At 59.1% G+C, this 18615-nt stretch carries 16 protein-coding genes; 15 read left to right on the forward strand and 1 reads right to left on the reverse strand.

The window, feature by feature from the left end; all coding sequences use genetic code 11:
• Positions 1-31: 31 nt before the first annotated feature.
• The 8 genes from dnaE to ispD all read left to right on the forward strand — a co-directional run bounded on the left by dnaE (position 32) and on the right by ispD (position 11426).
• Positions 32-3553, forward strand: coding sequence for a DNA polymerase III subunit alpha (gene dnaE, locus ACA066_RS05810; protein WP_497698483.1), 3522 nt, complete (start codon positions 32-34; stop codon positions 3551-3553).
• Positions 3554-3693: 140 nt separating this feature from the next.
• Positions 3694-4641 (forward strand): acetyl-CoA carboxylase carboxyltransferase subunit alpha, encoded by a 948-nt coding sequence (locus ACA066_RS05815; protein ID WP_497698484.1) that lies wholly within the window; start codon positions 3694-3696, stop codon positions 4639-4641.
• A 121-nt stretch (positions 4642-4762) separates the two neighbouring features.
• Positions 4763-6076 carry a tRNA lysidine(34) synthetase TilS gene (gene tilS / locus ACA066_RS05820; protein WP_497698485.1) on the forward strand — a complete coding sequence of 438 codons (1314 nt, stop codon included), beginning with the start codon at positions 4763-4765 and terminating at the stop codon, positions 6074-6076.
• A gap of 274 nt (positions 6077-6350) precedes the next feature.
• Entirely contained in the window at positions 6351-7982 is a 1632-nt protein-coding gene (gene pyrG / locus ACA066_RS05825; RefSeq protein ID WP_157714753.1) for a CTP synthase, read from the forward strand.
• Positions 7983-7987: 5 nt separating this feature from the next.
• Positions 7988-8833, forward strand: a complete 846-nt coding sequence (gene kdsA / locus ACA066_RS05830; protein WP_150630801.1) for a 3-deoxy-8-phosphooctulonate synthase — start codon at positions 7988-7990, stop codon at positions 8831-8833.
• Between the two features lie 149 nt (positions 8834-8982).
• On the forward strand, positions 8983-10272 hold the full coding sequence (gene eno, locus ACA066_RS05835; RefSeq protein ID WP_008039408.1) for a phosphopyruvate hydratase: 1290 nt from the start codon (positions 8983-8985) through the stop codon (positions 10270-10272).
• A gap of 171 nt (positions 10273-10443) precedes the next feature.
• A complete protein-coding gene (gene ftsB, locus ACA066_RS05840) occupies positions 10444-10722 on the forward strand; it encodes a cell division protein FtsB (protein WP_008028992.1) in 279 nt (92 codons plus the stop codon).
• A complete protein-coding gene (gene ispD / locus ACA066_RS05845) occupies positions 10719-11426 on the forward strand; it encodes a 2-C-methyl-D-erythritol 4-phosphate cytidylyltransferase (protein ID WP_497698486.1) in 708 nt (235 codons plus the stop codon). Before ftsB ends, ispD begins: the two co-directional genes overlap by 4 nt.
• A 147-nt stretch (positions 11427-11573) precedes the next feature.
• On the opposite strand, the gene ACA066_RS05850 is transcribed toward ispD, so the two are convergent.
• Positions 11574-12470, reverse strand: coding sequence for a LysR family transcriptional regulator (locus ACA066_RS05850; RefSeq protein ID WP_497698487.1), 897 nt, complete (start codon positions 12468-12470; stop codon positions 11574-11576).
• 107 nt (positions 12471-12577) lie between these two features.
• On the opposite strand from ACA066_RS05850, the gene ACA066_RS05855 reads away from it, so the two are divergent.
• The 7 genes from ACA066_RS05855 (at position 12578) to ACA066_RS05885 (ending at position 18587) form a co-directional block, all read left to right on the forward strand.
• Positions 12578-13690, forward strand: a complete 1113-nt coding sequence (locus ACA066_RS05855) for an S-(hydroxymethyl)glutathione dehydrogenase/class III alcohol dehydrogenase (protein ID WP_214380986.1) — start codon at positions 12578-12580, stop codon at positions 13688-13690.
• An 8-nt stretch (positions 13691-13698) separates the two neighbouring features.
• Complete coding sequence (gene fghA / locus ACA066_RS05860) at positions 13699-14544, forward strand: S-formylglutathione hydrolase (protein WP_253437255.1); 846 nt, start codon at positions 13699-13701, stop codon at positions 14542-14544.
• A 43-nt stretch (positions 14545-14587) separates the two neighbouring features.
• On the forward strand, positions 14588-15061 hold the full coding sequence (gene ispF / locus ACA066_RS05865; protein ID WP_497698488.1) for a 2-C-methyl-D-erythritol 2,4-cyclodiphosphate synthase: 474 nt from the start codon (positions 14588-14590) through the stop codon (positions 15059-15061).
• Complete coding sequence (gene truD, locus ACA066_RS05870) at positions 15058-16116, forward strand: tRNA pseudouridine(13) synthase TruD (protein ID WP_497698489.1); 1059 nt, start codon at positions 15058-15060, stop codon at positions 16114-16116. The genes ispF and truD overlap by 4 nt, the downstream gene beginning before the upstream one ends.
• A complete protein-coding gene (gene surE, locus ACA066_RS05875; protein WP_438661944.1) occupies positions 16104-16853 on the forward strand; it encodes a 5'/3'-nucleotidase SurE in 750 nt (249 codons plus the stop codon). The genes truD and surE overlap by 13 nt, the downstream gene beginning before the upstream one ends.
• Positions 16854-16891: 38 nt before the next feature.
• Complete coding sequence (locus ACA066_RS05880; protein WP_174602683.1) at positions 16892-17527, forward strand: protein-L-isoaspartate(D-aspartate) O-methyltransferase; 636 nt, start codon at positions 16892-16894, stop codon at positions 17525-17527.
• 202 nt (positions 17528-17729) lie between these two features.
• Positions 17730-18587: a peptidoglycan DD-metalloendopeptidase family protein gene (locus ACA066_RS05885; protein WP_214380994.1), complete on the forward strand. Its 858-nt coding sequence runs from the start codon at positions 17730-17732 to the stop codon at positions 18585-18587.
• Positions 18588-18615 lie beyond the last annotated feature (28 nt).

Here is an 18615-nt window from a genome sequence, read left to right on the forward strand (position 1 = left end):
TGTTGTCTTCACGTTTCTAGACAGGATCACTATGCCGGCTTCATTCGTTCATCTACGCCTGCACACTGAATATTCCCTGGTCGACGGTCTGGTGCGGATCAAACCGCTGGTCAAGACCCTGGTCGGCATGAACATGCCTGCCGTAGCGGTCACCGACCAGAACAACATGTGTTCCCTGGTCAAATTCTATAAAGCTGCCATGGGCGCAGGCATCAAGCCGATCTGCGGCGCTGACCTGTGGCTGTCGAACAAGGATCCGGACAACGCCCTGAGCCGGATCAGCCTGCTGGCAATGAACGCTGTCGGCTATCGCAACCTCACTGAACTGATCTCCCGCGGCTTCATCGACGGCCAGCGCAATGGCTCGGTCATCATCGAGCGTGAGTGGGTGGCCGAGGCCAGCGAAGGCTTGATCATGTTGTCGGCGGCGAAAGAAGGCGAGATTGGTCTGGCCATGCTCAGCGGCAATCCGGCTGAAGCGGAAAAGCTGGCGCGCGAATGGATGGCGGTGTTCCCGGATCGCTTTTACCTGGAAATCCAGCGCACCAATCGCCCCAACGATGAAGAACAACTGCACGGCGCCGTGGCCCTGGCCGAGAAAATCGGCGCGCCACTCGTGGCAACCAACGACGTGCGCTTCATCAAGCAGGAAGACTTTGCTGCTCACGAGACCCGCGTCTGCATCGGTGAGGGCCGCGCCCTCGACGATCCGCGGCGTTCGAAGAATTACAGCGATCAGCAATACCTCAAAAGCGCCGAGGAAATGGCCGAGCTGTTCAGCGACATTCCCGAGGCGCTGGAAAACACCGTCGAGATCGCCAAGCGCTGCAACATCGAAGTGAAACTGGGCACGCACTTCCTGCCCAACTTCCCGATTCCCGATGGCATGACCATCGACGAGTATTTCCGCAAGGTGTCTTTCGACGGTCTGGAAGATCGTCTGAGCGTGCTGCTGCCCAAGGACACCACCGAAGACTATGAAGCCAAGCGCCAGGTCTATGTCGACCGGTTGAATTTCGAGCTGGATATCATCATCCAGATGGGCTTCCCCGGCTACTTCCTGATCGTGATGGACTTTATCCAGTGGGCCAAGAGTAACGGCGTGCCGGTTGGCCCGGGCCGTGGATCGGGTGCCGGGTCGCTGGTGGCCTATGTACAGAAGATCACCGACCTCGACCCGCTGGAATATGACCTGCTGTTCGAACGTTTCCTCAACCCGGAACGGGTATCGATGCCCGACTTCGACGTCGACTTCTGCATGGACGGTCGTGACCGGGTCATCGACTACGTGGCCGAAAAGTACGGCCGCAACGCGGTAAGCCAGATCATCACCTTCGGTTCCATGGCCGCCAAGGCAGTGGTCCGTGACGTGGCGCGGGTGCAGGGCAAGTCCTACGGTCTGGCGGATCGTCTGTCGAAGATGATTCCGTTCGAAGTCGGCATGACCCTGGAAAAAGCCTACGAGCAGGAAGAAATCCTCCGTGACTTCATCAAGGTCGATGAAGAAGCCGCGGAAATCTGGGAAATGGCGCGCAAGCTCGAAGGCGTTGTGCGTAACGTCGGCAAGCACGCCGGTGGCGTGGTCATCGCGCCGACCAAGCTGACTGACTTTTCGCCGATTTATTGCGACGAGGCCGGTGATGGCCTGGTAACACAGTTCGACAAGGACGACGTTGAAGCCGCCGGCCTGGTGAAGTTCGACTTCCTCGGTCTGCGGACCCTGACGGTTATCGACTGGGCGTTGAAAACCATCAATCGCGATCGCGCCAAGGTCGACGAGCCACCGCTGGACATCGCGTTCATCCCGCTGGACGACAAGCCGACCTACGCGCTGCTGCAAAAAGCTGAAACCACCGCGGTGTTCCAGCTCGAGTCGCGCGGCATGAAAGAGCTGATCAAAAAGCTCAAGCCCGACTGCCTGGAAGACTTGATCGCACTGGTGGCCCTGTTCCGTCCGGGCCCTTTGCAATCCGGCATGGTTGACGACTTTATCAACCGCAAGCACGGTCGCGCGGAGCTCGCGTACCCGCACTCGGACTACCAGTACGAAGGCTTGAAGCCGGTTCTGGCACCGACTTACGGCATCATCCTGTATCAGGAACAGGTGATGCAGATTGCCCAGGTCATGGCCGGTTACACCCTCGGTGGTGCGGACATGCTGCGTCGGGCCATGGGTAAGAAAAAGCCCGAGGAAATGGCCAAGCAGCGTGGCGGTTTCATTGAAGGTTGCGCCACCAACAACATCGACGCAGACCTGGCCGGTAACATTTTCGACCTGGTGGAAAAGTTCGCCGGTTACGGCTTCAACAAATCCCACTCCGCTGCGTATGGCCTGGTGTCGTACCAGACCGCGTGGCTGAAAACGCACTACCCGGCGCCGTTCATGGCCGCTGTACTGTCGGCGGATATGCACAACACCGACAAGGTCGTGACCTTGATCGAAGAAATTCGCACCATGAAGCTGCGTCTCGACGCGCCGGATGTGAATACCTCGGAGTTCAAGTTCACGGTGAACGACGAAGGCCGCATCATCTACGGCCTCGGCGCGATCAAGGGTGTGGGCGAAGGGCCGGTGGAAGCGATCACCGAGGCGCGTCAGGAGGGGCCGTTCAAGGACCTGTTCGATTTCTGCGCCCGTGTCGACCTCAAACGCATCAACAAGCGCACCCTCGACGGTTTGATCCGCAGCGGTGCGCTGGACCGTCTGGGCCCGTATTTCCATGACGAACCGAAAGCCTATCAAGCCAGCATCGACCAGAACCGCGCGGTGTTGCTGAATGCGATGGAAGGGGCGATCAAGGCCGCGGAACAGACCGCTCGCACTCACGACAGTGGTCACGCCGACTTGTTTGGCGGGCTATTTGTAGAAGAAGACGCCGACGTCTACGCCAATCACCGCAAGGCGAAAGAGCTGACCCTGAAGGAACGCCTGAAAGGGGAGAAAGACACCCTGGGCCTGTACCTGACCGGTCACCCGATCGACGAATACGAAGGTGAGATCCGCCGTTTTGCCCGTCAACGGATCATCGACCTGAAGCCGGCTCGTGATACACAGACCGTCGCAGGCATGATCATCGCCCTGCGGGTGATGAAGAACAAAAAGGGCGACAAGATGGGGTTCATCACCCTTGACGACCGCTCTGGCCGGATCGAAGCTTCGTTGTTCGCTGATGCGTTCCATTCGGCGCAGTCGCTGTTGCAGACTGACGCCATGGTGGTGGTCGAAGGCGAGGTCAGCAACGACGACTTCTCCGGCGGTTTGCGTCTGCGGGTCAAGCGGGTGATGAGCATGGAAGATGCGCGCACCAACCTGGCCGAAAGTCTGCGTTTGAAGCTGCAGACCAAAGATTTGAAAGGCGATCAACTACGCTGGCTGGGTGAGCTGTTCAAGCGTCACCGCGGCGCTTGCCCGATCACCATGGAATACACGAGCCCCGATGCGAAGGCCTTGCTGCAGTTCGGCGAGACCTGGCGAATCGACCCGGCGGATGCGTTGATTCAAGCCCTGCGTGACCAGTTCGGGCGAGACAACGTCTTCCTCCAATACCGTTGACGGTCAGGTACCCTCTGTACGGCCTGATCTCGACCTGAATTTTTAATCTCGACCTGAACGCGCCTCTCCCTTAAGGTAGGGCGCGAATAGACAACCGGCCGGCCCAAGCTCTCTTGGACGTCGACCCTAGACGGACGCCTATGAACCCGAATTTTCTAGATTTCGAACAGCCGATCGCCGACCTGCAAGCCAAGATCGAAGAGTTGCGCTTGGTCGGTAACGACAATTCGCTGAATATCGGCGATGAGATCTCCCGCCTGCAGGACAAAAGCAGCACGCTGACCGAGGATATCTTCGGCAAGCTGACCAGCTGGCAGATCGCGCGTCTGGCGCGTCACCCGAAACGTCCATACACCCTGGACTACATCGAACACATCTTCACCGAGTTCGACGAACTGCACGGCGACCGTCACTTCTCCGACGACGCTGCCATCGTTGGCGGCGTGGCCCGCCTGGATGACCAGCCGGTGATGATCATCGGTCACCAGAAAGGCCGCGAAGTGCGCGAGAAGGTTCGCCGCAACTTCGGCATGCCGCGTCCGGAAGGCTACCGCAAGGCTTGCCGCCTGATGGAAATGGCCGAACGCTTCAAAATGCCGATCCTGACCTTCATCGATACGCCGGGCGCCTACCCTGGTATCGACGCTGAAGAGCGCAACCAGAGCGAAGCGATTGCCTGGAACCTGCGCGTCATGGCCCGCCTGAAAACCCCAATCATCGCCACCGTGATCGGTGAGGGTGGTTCCGGTGGTGCGCTGGCGATCGGCGTTTGCGATCAACTGAACATGCTGCAGTATTCGACCTACGCAGTGATCTCGCCGGAAGGTTGCGCCTCGATTCTGTGGAAGACCGCCGAGAAAGCGCCGGACGCTGCTGAGGCCATGGGCATCACTGCCGAGCGCCTGAAAGGCCTGGGCATCGTCGACAAAGTGATCGGCGAGCCTTTGGGCGGCGCGCACCGTAATCCGGCCGCTGCGGCTGCATCGATCCGTGCCGAGTTGAGCTCGCAGCTGGCGATGTTGAAGAAGTTCGACAATGACGCGCTGCTGGCCCGTCGTTATGAGCGTCTGATGAGCTACGGTCTCTGAGATCGCTCCTCCATCATGTAGGAGCAAGGCTTGCCCGCGATAGGGACGCCTCGGTTTAACAGACCGGCCGCGTTATCGTTCATCGCGAGCAAGCTCGGCTCCTACAGGTTTTGGTGCGTCAATGACACTTTGTACAACGCTTCTCAAGCAACTTGCTCCATGGCGCAACGCCGCAACCTGGCACGTCGCCTTCTCCGGTGGTCTCGACTCCACCGTTCTGCTGCACCTTCTCGTACACCTCGCAAAAACCGAATCCCTGCCGGCACTAAACGCCATCCACGTACATCACGGCCTTCAGGCTGTGGCTGATGCGTGGCCGGATCATTGTCAGTCGGTCTGTGATGCGCTGGGGGTGCCGCTGCAGGTTATTCGCGTGCAGGTTCAACCCGGCGCCAGCCTTGAGCGTGCTGCCCGGGATGCGCGATACGCCGCGTTCATCGAGGCGACTCAGGCCAATGAAGTGTTGATGACCGCCCAGCACCGTAACGATCAGGCGGAAACGTTGTTATTTCGGATGTTGCGTGGGGCAGGGGTGAGGGGGGTGTCGGGGATGCCACGCCAGCGCCCACTCGGTAAAGGGCAGTTGCTGCGGCCAATGCTCGATATCACGCGGGCTGAACTTGAAGCCTATGCGGCCGAGCATCGGCTTGGCTGGATTGAAGATCCTTCGAACCAGGATCGGCAATTCTCGCGAAATTACCTGCGCCATCAGGTTTTCCCGGTATTGACCGAGCGCTGGCCGCAAGCGGTAACGACCATGGCCCGCAGTGCTGCGCACCTGAGCGAAGCGCAGGGATTGCTCGATGAGCTTGCGCAAATCGACCTGGCTGACGCCAGCACTGCCAATGACTTTGATTGGCTGGGATTGCCGTCCCTGGAACTGGCGGCATTGGAAAAGCTGTCTGCTGCACGTCAGCGTAATGCGTTAAGTCATTGGCTAGAACCGCTGACGCGACTGCCGGACAGTGACCATTGGTCGGGTTGGGAGAATTTACGTGATGCCAGCGGCGATGCTTGCCCGATCTGGCGGCTGGCAGATGGCGAATTGCATCGCGCGGGTGGGCGTATCTGGTGGTTGTCCGGCAGTTGGTTGCGTACGTCGCGCGCCGTCGGAAACTGGCCCGACCCCTCGCTATCGCTGGTGTTGCCGGACAACGGCGTGCTCACACTCACCGGTCAAATCCCCGATGGCCTGCTGCATATCCGCTATCGTGAGGGAGGAGAGGTGATGAATCTGCCCGGTCGCGGCCATCGCGATCTGAAGCGATTGCTCAATGAAAGCGGCGTGCCGGGTTTCGTCCGTGGCAGATTGCCGCTGCTCTACCGAGGCGAGCAATTGCTGGCGGTGGCCAACCTGCGGGGCTTGGACGGCAGTGCAAAGGAGCGTTGGAATTTGCATTGGCAGCCACCGCACGAAGATCAAGGTTTGAGCTGAAAGGGGCTTTCCGGTAGACTACGCTCCCTTCTTGATACAACTTCTGTGGATTCGCCTGAATTGCAGGAGTTGCCGATTACCAAGCAGTCTTTGCTGGGCGATTCCAAAAAATGTGTAGCGAGCAACGTACCGGTGTTTCATCTCCCGGTCTGCCCCAACGCGGCGGTTTTTTTGAAAGGTGCACTGTGATTAATGCAGGTGATCGGGGGCTTCGGCCTTCCTTCGCTTTCCCCGGCGGCTCGGACCGCTTTAACGCAGACTTCTAGGGTTTTTCATGACGCGCTACATATTCGTCACGGGCGGTGTTGTTTCTTCATTGGGGAAAGGCATTGCATCGGCTTCATTGGCGGCCATCCTGGAGGCGCGGGGACTTAAGGTCACCATGCTGAAGCTGGATCCGTACATCAACGTCGACCCGGGCACCATGAGCCCGTTCCAGCACGGTGAAGTGTTCGTCACCCACGACGGCGCCGAGACCGACCTGGACCTGGGCCACTACGAGCGGTTCATCCGCACGACCATGACCCAGAACAACAACTTCACCACCGGCCGTGTCTACGAACACGTCCTGCGCAAAGAGCGCCGTGGTGATTACCTGGGCGCCACCATCCAGGTGATCCCGCACATCACCGACGAAATCAAGCGCCGGATCATCAAGGGCGCCGGCGATGCCGACGTGGCGATGGTCGAGATCGGTGGCACCGTGGGTGACATCGAATCCCAGCCGTTCCTCGAAGCCATCCGTCAATTGCGTTTCGAAGTCGGCGCCAAGCGCGCGATGCTGATGCACCTGACGCTGGTGCCGTACATCGCCACTGCCGGCGAAACCAAAACCAAGCCAACCCAGCATTCGGTCAAGGAACTGCGTTCCATCGGCCTGCAACCTGATGTGCTGGTGTGCCGCTCCGATCACCCGATCGACATCTCCTCGCGTCGCAAGATCGCACAGTTCACCAACGTTGAAGAACGTGCGGTGATTGCGCTGGAAGACGCCGACACCATCTACAAGATCCCGGGCATCCTGCACTCTCAGGGCCTGGATGATTTTGTGGTCGAGCGTTTCGGCCTGCAATGCGGCGGCGCCGATCTGTCCGAGTGGGAAGCCGTGGTCGACGCCAAGCTCAACCCTGAGCACGAAGTCACCATCGCCATGGTCGGCAAGTACATGGAACTGCTGGACGCCTACAAGTCGCTGATCGAAGCGATGAGTCACGCCGGCATTAGCAACCGCACCAAGGTCAACCTGCGCTACATCGATTCCGAAGACATCGAAAACCAGGGCACCGCGCTGCTGGAAGGCGTCGACGCGATCCTGGTTCCAGGCGGCTTCGGTCTGCGTGGCGTGGAAGGCAAGATCACCGCCGTCCAGTACGCTCGCGAAAACAAGGTTCCGTACCTCGGCATCTGCCTGGGCATGCAAGTGGCCGTGATCGAGTTTGCTCGTAACGTCATGGGCTGGAAAGACGCCAACTCCACCGAGTTCGATCGCGCAAGCGGTCACCCGGTCGTGGGTCTGATCACCGAGTGGGAAGATGCCACCGGCGCGGTCGAAACCCGTACCGAAACGTCCGATCTGGGCGGCACCATGCGCCTCGGCGCACAGGATTGCCTGCTTGAGCCGGGTTCCCTGGTACACGACTGCTACGGTAAGGACGTGATCGTCGAGCGTCACCGTCACCGCTACGAAGTGAACAACAACCTGCTGCCGAAAATCATGGAAGCGGGTCTGAAAATCTCCGGTCGCTCCGGTGATGGCGCGCTGGTTGAAGTGGTCGAAGCCCCGGATCATCCATGGTTCGTCGCTTGCCAGTTCCACCCTGAGTTCACCTCGACGCCACGCGACGGTCACCCGTTGTTCAGCGGTTTCGTCAAAGCAGCTTTGGCTCAACACCAGAAGAAGGCTTGAACCTTATGGCGCAGAAGATCATCCGCGTAGGCGATATCGAGATTGCCAACGACAAGCCTATGGTGCTGTTCGGTGGCATGAACGTGCTGGAAAGCCGCGACATGGCGATGCAGGTCTGCGAAGAATACGTAAAGGTCACCGAGAAACTCGGTATCCCTTACGTGTTCAAGGCCAGCTTCGACAAGGCCAACCGCTCTTCCGTGACTTCTTACCGTGGCCCCGGCCTGGAAGAGGGCATGCGGATTTTCCAGGACATCAAGCAAGCCTTCGGCGTGCCGATCATCACCGACGTCCACGAGCCTGATCAGGCCGCGGTCGTCGCTGAAGTCTGCGACATCATCCAGCTGCCGGCCTTCCTGTCGCGCCAGACCGACCTCGTAGTCGCGATGGCCAAAACCGGTGCGGTGATCAACATCAAGAAAGCCCAGTTCCTCGCGCCTCAGGAGATGAAACACATCCTGAACAAGTGCGTGGAAGCGGGTAACGATCAGTTGATCCTCTGCGAACGCGGTTCGAGCTTCGGCTACAACAACCTGGTCGTCGACATGCTCGGCTTCGGCATCATGAAGCAGTTCGAATACCCGGTGTTCTTCGACGTGACCCACGCGCTGCAAATGCCCGGCGGTCGCTCCGATTCCGCCGGCGGTCGCCGCGCTCAGGTCCTCGATCTGGCGAAAGCCGGGATCAGCCAGTCACTGGCCGGTCTGTTCCTCGAAGCGCACCCGGACCCGGACAACGCCAAATGCGACGGCCCTTGCGCCTTGCGTCTGGACAAACTGGAGCCATTCCTGGCCCAGCTCAAAGCTTTGGACGAACTGGTGAAGAGTTTTCCGACGGTAGAAACCGCGTAATCCTCATTTCTCCCTGTAGGAGCCGAGCTTGCTCGCGAAGGGGCCCGAGAGAGCGCCATTAGCAAGCCGGTCTTATGCAACAATGTGACCCACAAGTTATAAATCGAGCGGTACAGAGCGTTTTCGTCAACTTTGGAGTGTTTACAACAATGGCAAAAATCGTCGACATCAAAGGTCGTGAAGTTCTCGACTCCCGTGGCAACCCCACCGTGGAAGCGGACGTGCTTCTCGATAACGGCATCATCGGCAGCGCATGCGCGCCGTCCGGTGCTTCCACTGGCTCGCGTGAAGCGCTCGAGCTGCGTGATGGCGACAAGAGCCGTTACCTGGGCAAGGGCGTTCTGAAAGCCGTCGCCAACATCAACGGTCCGATCCGCGACCTGTTGAAAGGTACAGACCCAAGCGACCAGAAAGCCCTCGATCACGCGATGATCAAGCTCGACGGCACTGAAAACAAAGGTTCCCTGGGCGCCAACGCGATCCTCGCCGTTTCCCTGGCCGCGGCCAAGGCAGCAGCACAGGACCAGGACCTGCCGCTGTACGCACACATCGCCAACCTGAACGGCACCCCGGGTGTCTACTCGATGCCGGTTCCGATGATGAACATCATCAACGGTGGCGAGCACGCCGATAACAACGTCGACATCCAGGAATTCATGGTTCAGCCGGTTGGCGCCAAGTCTTTCTCGGAAGGTCTGCGCATGGGCACCGAGATTTTCCATCACCTCAAAGCCGTTCTGAAGGCCCGTGGCCTGAGCACTGCTGTCGGTGACGAAGGTGGTTTCGCGCCGAACCTGGCGTCCAACGAAGATGCTTTGAAAGTGATCTCCGAAGCGGTGGCCAACGCCGGTTACAAACTGGGCACCGACGTGACCCTGGCACTGGACTGCGCGGCCAGCGAATTCTACGAAGACGGCAAGTACAACCTGTCCGGCGAAGGCCAGGTGTTCACCGCTGAAGGTTTCGCCGACTACCTGAAAGGTCTGACCGAGCGTTACCCGATCATCTCCATCGAAGATGGCCTGGACGAGTCCGACTGGGCTGGCTGGAAAATCCTCACCGACAAGATCGGCGAGAAAACCCAGCTGGTAGGCGACGACCTGTTCGTGACCAACACCAAGATCCTGAAAGAAGGCATCGATAAAAAGATCGCCAACTCGATCCTGATCAAGTTCAACCAGATCGGCACCCTGACCGAAACCCTGGAAGCAATCCAGATGGCCAAGGCTGCTGGTTACACTGCCGTGATCTCGCACCGCTCCGGCGAAACCGAAGATTCGACCATTGCCGATCTGGCTGTGGGCACTTCGGCTGGCCAGATCAAGACCGGCTCCCTGTGCCGTTCCGATCGCGTTTCCAAGTACAACCAACTGCTGCGTATCGAAGAGCAGTTGAATGGCAAAGCCAAGTACAACGGCCGCAGCGAGTTTCGCGGCTGATTGCTACAAGGTAAAAAAGACACCGGATTGTGTCGAAAAAATCGCTAGAGCGACGTTTTTGCCACTAATCTGATGCCTTAAGAGCACAAGCCTGGATATTCCAGGCTTCGTGCTATCAGACGCTTCAAAGTTTTGGCATGGCTGTCTTTTTTCCTGGATACCCGATATTCGATGCGCAGTCCCAATTGGTTGTTCCTCGTTTTGCTCTTGTTGCTGGCTGGCCTGCAATACCGCCTGTGGGTGGGTAATGGCAGTCTGGCGCAAGTGGCCGAGCTGACTCAGCAGATCGCGGATCAACACGCTGAGAACGAAGGGTTGCTGGAACGCAATCGGGTGATGGACGCCGAAGTCAGTGAATTGAAAAAAGGCATGGAGACCGTTGAGGAGCGGGCTCGCCATGAGTTGGGCATGGTCAAGGACGGTGAAACCCTTTACCAGTTGGCTCAATGAATTCCTCGTTACCGGCCTTCTGGGCCGTGATTCCTGCCGCGGGCGTCGGTGCCCGTATGGCCGCGGACCGTCCCAAGCAATACTTGCAACTGGGCGGGCGCACTATTCTTGAACACAGCCTTGGCTGTTTCCTTGATCACCCTGCCCTTAAGGGGTTGGTGATCAGTCTTGCTGTGGATGATCCTTATTGGCCGAATCTGGCGTGCGCTGGCGATTCGCGTATTCAACGCGTTGATGGCGGCGACGAGCGTTCCGGGTCGGTACTCAATGCCTTGCTGCATCTGCATGCGCTGGGTGCTGGCGATGAGGATTGGGTGTTGGTGCACGATGCTGCACGGCCCAATCTGAGTCGTGATGATCTGGACAAGTTGCTGGTTGAACTGGCTGACGATCCGGTCGGCGGACTGCTGGCGGTTCCGGCGCGCGATACCCTGAAGCGGGTCGACAAGCTCGGTCGTGTAGTTGAAACCGTGGATCGCAGTGTGATCTGGCAAGCGTACACACCGCAGATGTTTCGCCTCGGCGCCTTGCATCGGGCCTTGGCCGACAGTCTGGTCGCCGATGCGGTCATTACCGATGAAGCATCGGCGATGGAATGGGCAGGACTGGCGCCACGCTTGATTGAAGGGCGTGCGGACAACCTGAAAGTCACTCGCCCTGAGGATCTTGAGTGGTTGCGTCAGCGCTGGTCCAACCGTCGCTGAATGATTCGTAGACTGTACTGCCGCTATCGCGAGCAGGCTCGCTCCCACATTCGACTGCGTTCTTTCTGAATGAACTCGATTAACTGTGGGAGACCGGCTTGCCGGCGATAGCGGTGGTTCAGACAACAAATCCGGCACTGATGTGCATCAGCCTCGATACTCCGGCCGCTCGGCCAATCCTTCCTTCAGATAATCCACCAACTTGCGCACCTTGGGCGACAAGTGTCGTTGCTGTGGATAAAGCGCCCACACCGCCGTGTTAGGGGGTTGATGCGCCTCCAGCAATGAAATCAAAGAGCCGACTTTCAGATGTTCCAGCACGTAATAGTCCGGCAACTGACACAACCCGACGCCCTGTAACGCCGCATCCAGCACCGCTTGCCCACTGTTGCAGCGCCAGTTTCCTTGTACTCGCTGAGAAAATTCCCGCCCGTTCTGTTCCAGTTGCCACAGGTCCGAACTGCCGACGAGGCAGTTGTGGCGGCTCAGTTCCGACAAGCTGTGTGGGCGGCCATATCGTTCCAGATAAGACGGTGACGCGCATAAGTACATGCGCCGTGGCGCCAGGCGCGTTGCCACCAATCGCGAATCCTGAAGGCGACCGAGGCGGATCGCCAGGTCCAGACCTTCATGCACCAGGTCGAGTTGACGGTTGCTCAGTTCGATATCGATTCGAAGTTGTGGATAAAGCCCCATGAATCGCGTTACCAGCGGCACGATGAAGCGCTCGCCGTACGCCACCGCGCAGGTCATGCGCAACATGCCTTTGGGCTCGCTGGTCAGGTCGCCGACCGCTCTGAGCGCTTCTTCACGACCGTCCTGCAACCGCTGGCAATGCTGCAAAAAAGTTTGCCCGGCTTCGGTCAGCGTGACGCGACGGGTGCTGCGATAAAGCAGTCGCGTCTGAAGGCGCTCTTCCAGGCGTACTATTTGGCGACTGATGTGGGAGGAAGAAACCCCCAGACGTTCCGCCGCCGCCGTAAATTGGCTGCACTCGGCCACGGCGACGAATTCATCGATACCTTCCCAGCGGTTCTCGGACATCAAGGATTATCCCTGTGTAGCAATAATGTTTTGCTTTTGTCCGGATTATTCATCGTTAGGTGCTGTATTACACTCCTTGTCTCGTTTTTATTCACTGGAGAATCCACATGATCAAGTCGCGCGCCGCCGTTGCCTTCGAGGCCAAGAAACCCCTCGAGATCGTTGAAGTCGATGTCGCCATGCCAAAGGCCGGTGAAGTCTTGCTGCGTGTGGTTGCCTCCGGTGTCTGCCATACCGATGCGTACACGCTGTCGGGCGCCGATCCGGAAGGCATCTTCCCGTCGATCCTCGGTCACGAAGGTGGCGCGGTGGTTGAAGCCATCGGTGAGGGCGTAACCTCCGTGGCTGTCGGCGATCACGTCATCCCGCTGTACACCCCGGAATGCCGCCAGTGCAAATTCTGCCTGTCGGGCAAGACCAACCTGTGTCAGGCGATTCGTGCGACCCAGGGCAAAGGCCTGATGCCAGATGGCACTACGCGTTTTTCCTACAAGGGCCAGCCGATTTTCCACTACATGGGTACCTCGACGTTCTCCGAGTACACCGTGTTGCCGGAAATCTCCGTGGCCAAGATTCCGAAAGAAGCGCCACTGGAAAAAGTCTGCCTGCTGGGCTGCGGCGTCACCACCGGCATCGGCGCGGTGCTCAATACGGCCAAGGTAAAACCGGGTGATACCGTGGCCATTTTCGGCCTCGGCGGTATCGGTCTGTCGGCGGTCATCGGTGCTGTAAAAGCCAAGGCTGCACGGATCATCGCCATCGACATCAACCCGGCCAAGTTCGAGATCGCCAAGCAGCTCGGTGCAACCGACTGCGTAAACCCGAAAGATTTCGACCGTCCGATTCAGGAAGTCATCGTCGACATGACCGATGGCGGCGTCGATTTTTCCTTCGAGTGCATCGGCAATGTCCAATTGATGCGCGCTGCACTCGAGTGCTGCCACAAGGGTTGGGGCGAGTCGGTGATCATCGGCGTGGCCGGTGCCGGACAGGAAATCGCTACCCGTCCATTCCAGTTGGTGACTGGTCGCGTCTGGCGCGGTTCGGCGTTCGGCGGTGTGCGTGGTCGCACCGAATTGCCAAGCTATGTCGAAATGGCTGAAACCGGCGAAATCCCGTTGGACACGTTCATCACCCACACCATGGGTCTGGAAGATATCAACAAGGCTTTCGACCTGATGCATGAAGGAAAAAGCATCCGTTCCGTCATCCATTTCTGAGGTCCGCCATGAGCCTGGAAAATATCTCCTGTCAGAAAAGCTTCGGCGGTTGGCACAAACGCTACCGGCACCGCTCCGATGTACTGGGCTGCGACATGGTGTTTGCCGTGTACTTGCCGCCGCAAGCGGAGCAGGGCGGCAAACTGCCGGTGCTGTACTGGTTGTCCGGCCTGACCTGCACCGACGAGAACTTCATGCACAAGGCCGGCGCCCTGCGCATGGCCGCGGAGCTCGGGCTGATCATCGTTGCACCGGATACCAGCCCTCGTGGCCCTGATGTGCCGGGCGACCCGGACGGTGCCTGGGACTTCGGTCTCGGTGCCGGGTTCTATTTGAATGCCACGCAGGAACCCTGGTCCCGTCACTATCGGATGCATGACTATGTCGTGCAGGAATTGCCGGCATTGGTCGAGGCCCATTTCCCCGCTTCGGACAAGCGCGGCATCAGCGGTCATTCCATGGGCGGCCACGGCGCGCTGGTCTGCGCATTGCGCAATCCGGGTCGGTATCAGTCGGTGTCGGCGTTTTCGCCAATCAACAATCCGATGGACTGCCCTTGGGGGCAGAAAGCCTTTTCCCGTTACCTGGGAGAAGACCGTTCGAAATGGCGCGAATGGGATGCCTGCGCATTGATTGCCGAGGCCGACGAGAAGCTGCCGCTATTGGTCGATCAAGGTGATCGTGATGATTTCCTGGCCACGCAGCTCAAGCCTGAAGCCTTGCAACAAGCGACCAAACTGGCCGGTCATCCGCTGACGTTGCGTCTGCAACCGGGCTACGACCACAGCTATTTCTTCATCGCCAGCTTCATCGACGACCACTTGCAACATCACGGACGCGCTCTAGGCGTCTAATGCAGGTAGAATCACGCCCTGACAAAAATCGGGGCGTTTTTTTATGCGTATTGGCCACGGATATGATGTGCACCGTTTCGCTGAAGGCGATTTCATTACTCTGGGCGGCGTGCGCATTGCACACGGCTTCGGGCTGCTCGCTCACTCCGACGGTGACGTCCTGCTGCACGCCTTGAGCGATGCCTTGCTCGGCGCCGCTGCGCTGGGTGATATCGGCAAGCACTTCCCGGACACCGACCCAAAATTCAAGGGCGCCGACAGCCGTGTGCTGTTGCGTCACGTCGTCGCACTGGTCCACGCCAAAGGCTGGAAAGTCGGCAACGTCGATAACACCATCGTCGCCCAGGCGCCGAAAATGGCCCCGCATATCGAATCGATGCGCGCGCTGATTGCCGTGGATCTTCAAGTTGAGTTGGATCAAGTGAACGTGAAAGCTACCACCACCGAAAAGCTCGGCTTTGTCGGTCGCGAAGAAGGTATCGCCGTGCATTCCGTTGCTTTGTTGCTGCGCGCATGAACGAACTGCAATTGCTCGGCCCGCGTGCCTACGGTGAAGCCCTCGGCACCGCAGTGTTGAAAGCCACGGCGGAAGACTTCCAGGTCGACGAAGTGCTCAACATCCCGCTCAGTGGCGATGGCGAACATCTGTGGATCTGGGTGGAAAAGCGCGGCCTGAATACCGAAGAAGCGGCACGGCGAATTGCCAAGGCAGCGGGCGTGCCATTGCGCACCGTCAGTTACGCCGGCCTCAAGGATCGCCAGGCGCTGACGCGCCAATGGTTCAGCGTGCAACTGCCGGGCAAGGCCGACCCTGATCTGTCGGCGGCGGAAAACGATACGCTGAAGATCCTCCAGACCGGCCGGCACAAACGCAAGCTGCAACGCGGTGCCCATTCGGCCAACGGTTTCACCTTGCGCCTGACTCAATTCGCGGGCGACAAAGCGGCCATCGAAGCGCGCCTGCAGTTGATCGCCAAACAAGGTATTCCCAACTATTTCGGCTCCCAGCGGTTCGGGTTCGACGGCGGCAATGTGGTCGACGCCCGAGCCTGGGCCGCGCGCAAGGCTTTGCCGGAGCAACGCAACGTTCGTTCGCGCTTGCTCTCCACCGCGCGCAGTTTTCTGTTCAACCAGGTGTTGGCGGCGCGTGTGGCTGATGGCACCTGGCAGCAGGCGCAGGTCGGTGATCTGCTGGCGTTCACTGACAGCCGAAGCTTCTTTCCGGCCGGTGAGGCCGAGTGCAGTGACCCGCGACTGGCGATACTCGATCTGCACCCGACCGGCCCGCAGTGGGGCGAAGGTGACTCGCCGGCGACGGGCGCTGTCCATGAACTGGAGCAGGCAATCGCCGCGCGCGAAGCGGATCTGCGCGATTGGTTGATTAACGCCGGTATGAGCCACGAACGTCGCATCCTGCGACTGCCCATTGGTGGGTTGACGTGGCATTATCCCGAGCCTGACATTCTGCAACTGGAATTCGTCCTGCCGGCCGGATGCTTCGCCACCGTATTGGTGCGTGAGCTCGTTGATCTGGTGCCGGTGGGGCAGACGGACAGCCCATGCGTATTCTGATTTCTAACGACGATGGGGTAACCGCACCCGGTCTCGCCGCGCTTTATGCTGCGCTGGCGGATTACACCGAATGCGTGGTTATCGCCCCGGACCAGGACAAAAGCGGCGCCAGCAGTTCGCTGACGCTCGACCGTCCGTTGCACCCGCAGACCTTGGCCAACGGCTTTATCAGCCTCAATGGCACACCGACCGATTGCGTGCACTTGGGCCTCAACGGCTTGCTGGAACGCGAACCGGACATGGTGGTTTCCGGTATCAACCTGGGCGCCAACCTGGGGGACGATGTGTTGTATTCCGGCACCGTGGCCGCGGCCCTTGAAGGGCGTTTCCTGGAGCGTCCTTCGTTTGCCTTTTCGTTGGTCTCACGGCAAGTCGAGAACCTTCCCACAGCCGCTTACTACGCGCGCAAACTGGTGGAAGCCCACGCCGACCTTGACCTGCCACCGCGCACGGTACTGAACGTGAACATTCCCAATTTGCCGCTGGACCATATCCGCGGAATCCAGCTGACTCGCCTCGGTCATCGCGCCCGCGCGGCGGCACCGATGAAAGTGGTCGACCCACGTGGCAAGTCCGGTTACTGGATCGCTGCGGCGGGCGATGCCGAAGACGGCGGCCCGGGCACCGATTTCCATGCGGTGATGCAAGGCTATGTGTCCATCACGCCACTGCAACTGGATCGCACCTTCAATGATGCCTTCCGAAGCCTCGATGGCTGGCTGGAGGGATTGCGCTAATGGCTCGTGAACAAGACCCGATGCATCGCGGCATCGGGATGACCTCGCAACGCACCCGCGAGCGTCTGATTCAGCGGTTGTATGAGGAGGGCATTTCCAACGCTAAGGTGCTGGAAGTGATCCGCCGTACGCCGCGTCACCTGTTTGTCGACGAGGCGCTGGCGCACCGTGCCTACGAAGACACGGCGCTGCCGATCGGCAACAACCAGACGATCTCCCAGCCTTACATGGTGGCCCGCATGAGCGAGCTGCTGCTGGAAGCGGGGCCGCTGGACAAGGTGATGGAAATCGGCACGGGGTCGGGTTATCAGACCGCGATCCTGTCGCAATTGGTCGAGCGGGTTTTTTCCGTCGAGCGCATCAAGGTTTTGCAGGACCGGGCCAAGGAACGTCTGGTCGACCTCAACCTGCGCAACGTGGTCTTCCGCTGGGGCGATGGTTGGGAAGGCTGGCCGGCGCTGGCACCGTACAACGGCATCATCGTGACGGCGGTGGCGACCGATGTGCCTCAGGCATTGCTCGACCAGTTGGCGCCCGGAGGGCGACTGGTGATACCGGTCGGGTCGGGTGAGGTTCAACAGTTGATGCTGATCATCCGCGAAGAACACGGGTTTTCCAGGCGTGTTCTGGGGGCGGTGCGTTTCGTTCCATTGCTCAACGGGCCACTGGCCTGAGCATTTGTTTCGTCCCGGTGAATTCTCTTCGATTACCCCTGTCTTACAGCGGCGTCGATCAGTTAAACGGGCTTCATCGTCAGGTAGCAAACGTGTGCTTCGCTTCATTAAAGGTAAAGCCTGCACCGCCCGTTATACTGGCGACACTTCATGCCGGGAGCACGGCAATTCAACATTTCAGCCACCACAAAGGGAGCGGCGGGTGAGTCTCACAGTCATTGCGCAGCGAATGGGTATAACGAGCTTTCAGCGCCTGGTGACTGGCCTTGTCTTGAGTACCTTGCTGGTCGGTTGTTCCAGCACCAAATCGAGCGACGTGCGCGTCGTCGATCGCAACAATGCCGTCGCCCAGCGTCCGGCAGTGACCACGGGCCAATACGTGGTTCGACCTAAAGACACGCTGTTCTCGATCGCATTTCGCTACGGCTGGGACTACAAAGCCCTCGCGGCGCGCAACAACATTCCTACGCCATACACGATACATCCGGGTCAGACGATTCGCTTTGACGGTCGCACCGGTTCAACGCCGACGGCGGTGGTCAGTCCGGCCGATTCGGCACCTTCATCGTCGAGTAAAACCACCGTAATCCGGCGCCAGCCAAATGGCGCAACTACGACGACAACGGTGGTTGCACCGTCCGTCGCCAACAAGCCAGCACCCGCTCCGATGCCTCCGGCAGGCCCGGCCCCGACCGGCTGGGGATGGCCTTCTAATGGCATCCTGATTGGAAAATTCTCTTCAAACGGTAGTTTGAATAAAGGAATTGATATCGCCGGAGATTTGGGACAGCCTGTTTTAGCTGCGTCTGATGGGACGGTGGTATACGCCGGGAGTGGCTTAAGGGGCTACGGCGAATTGGTCATCATCAAACACAGCGATACCTACGTTAGCGCCTACGGACATAACCGCAGGCTGTTGGTTCGGGAGGGGCAGCAGGTCAAGGTCGGACAGACAATTGCCGAAATGGGGTCAACGGGTACAGACCGGGTGAAACTGCATTTTGAGATTCGCCGACAAGGTAAACCTGTAGATCCGCTGCAGTTCCTGCCACGTCGTTGATTTGTTACCAGCTTGTTCCGTCACGTAG

This window comes from Pseudomonas sp. LBUM1651, from assembly GCF_059716135.1.

Bases quoted from the DNA above. Each gene is read 5' to 3' on its own strand.
- dnaE (WP_497698483.1), top strand. From the start codon at position 32: ATGCCGGCTTCATTCGTTCATCTACGCCTGCACACTGAATATTCCCTG.
- ACA066_RS05815 (WP_497698484.1), top strand. From the start codon at position 3,694: ATGAACCCGAATTTTCTAGATTTCGAACAGCCGATCGCCGACCTGCAA.
- tilS (WP_497698485.1), top strand. From the start codon at position 4,763: ATGACACTTTGTACAACGCTTCTCAAGCAACTTGCTCCATGGCGCAAC.
- pyrG (WP_157714753.1), top strand. From the start codon at position 6,351: ATGACGCGCTACATATTCGTCACGGGCGGTGTTGTTTCTTCATTGGGG.
- kdsA (WP_150630801.1), top strand. From the start codon at position 7,988: ATGGCGCAGAAGATCATCCGCGTAGGCGATATCGAGATTGCCAACGAC.
- eno (WP_008039408.1), top strand. From the start codon at position 8,983: ATGGCAAAAATCGTCGACATCAAAGGTCGTGAAGTTCTCGACTCCCGT.
- ftsB (WP_008028992.1), top strand. From the start codon at position 10,444: ATGCGCAGTCCCAATTGGTTGTTCCTCGTTTTGCTCTTGTTGCTGGCT.
- ispD (WP_497698486.1), top strand. From the start codon at position 10,719: ATGAATTCCTCGTTACCGGCCTTCTGGGCCGTGATTCCTGCCGCGGGC.
- ACA066_RS05850 (WP_497698487.1), bottom strand. From the start codon at position 12,470: ATGTCCGAGAACCGCTGGGAAGGTATCGATGAATTCGTCGCCGTGGCC.
- ACA066_RS05855 (WP_214380986.1), top strand. From the start codon at position 12,578: ATGATCAAGTCGCGCGCCGCCGTTGCCTTCGAGGCCAAGAAACCCCTC.
- fghA (WP_253437255.1), top strand. From the start codon at position 13,699: ATGAGCCTGGAAAATATCTCCTGTCAGAAAAGCTTCGGCGGTTGGCAC.
- ispF (WP_497698488.1), top strand. From the start codon at position 14,588: ATGCGTATTGGCCACGGATATGATGTGCACCGTTTCGCTGAAGGCGAT.
- truD (WP_497698489.1), top strand. From the start codon at position 15,058: ATGAACGAACTGCAATTGCTCGGCCCGCGTGCCTACGGTGAAGCCCTC.
- surE (WP_438661944.1), top strand. From the start codon at position 16,104: ATGCGTATTCTGATTTCTAACGACGATGGGGTAACCGCACCCGGTCTC.
- ACA066_RS05880 (WP_174602683.1), top strand. From the start codon at position 16,892: ATGACCTCGCAACGCACCCGCGAGCGTCTGATTCAGCGGTTGTATGAG.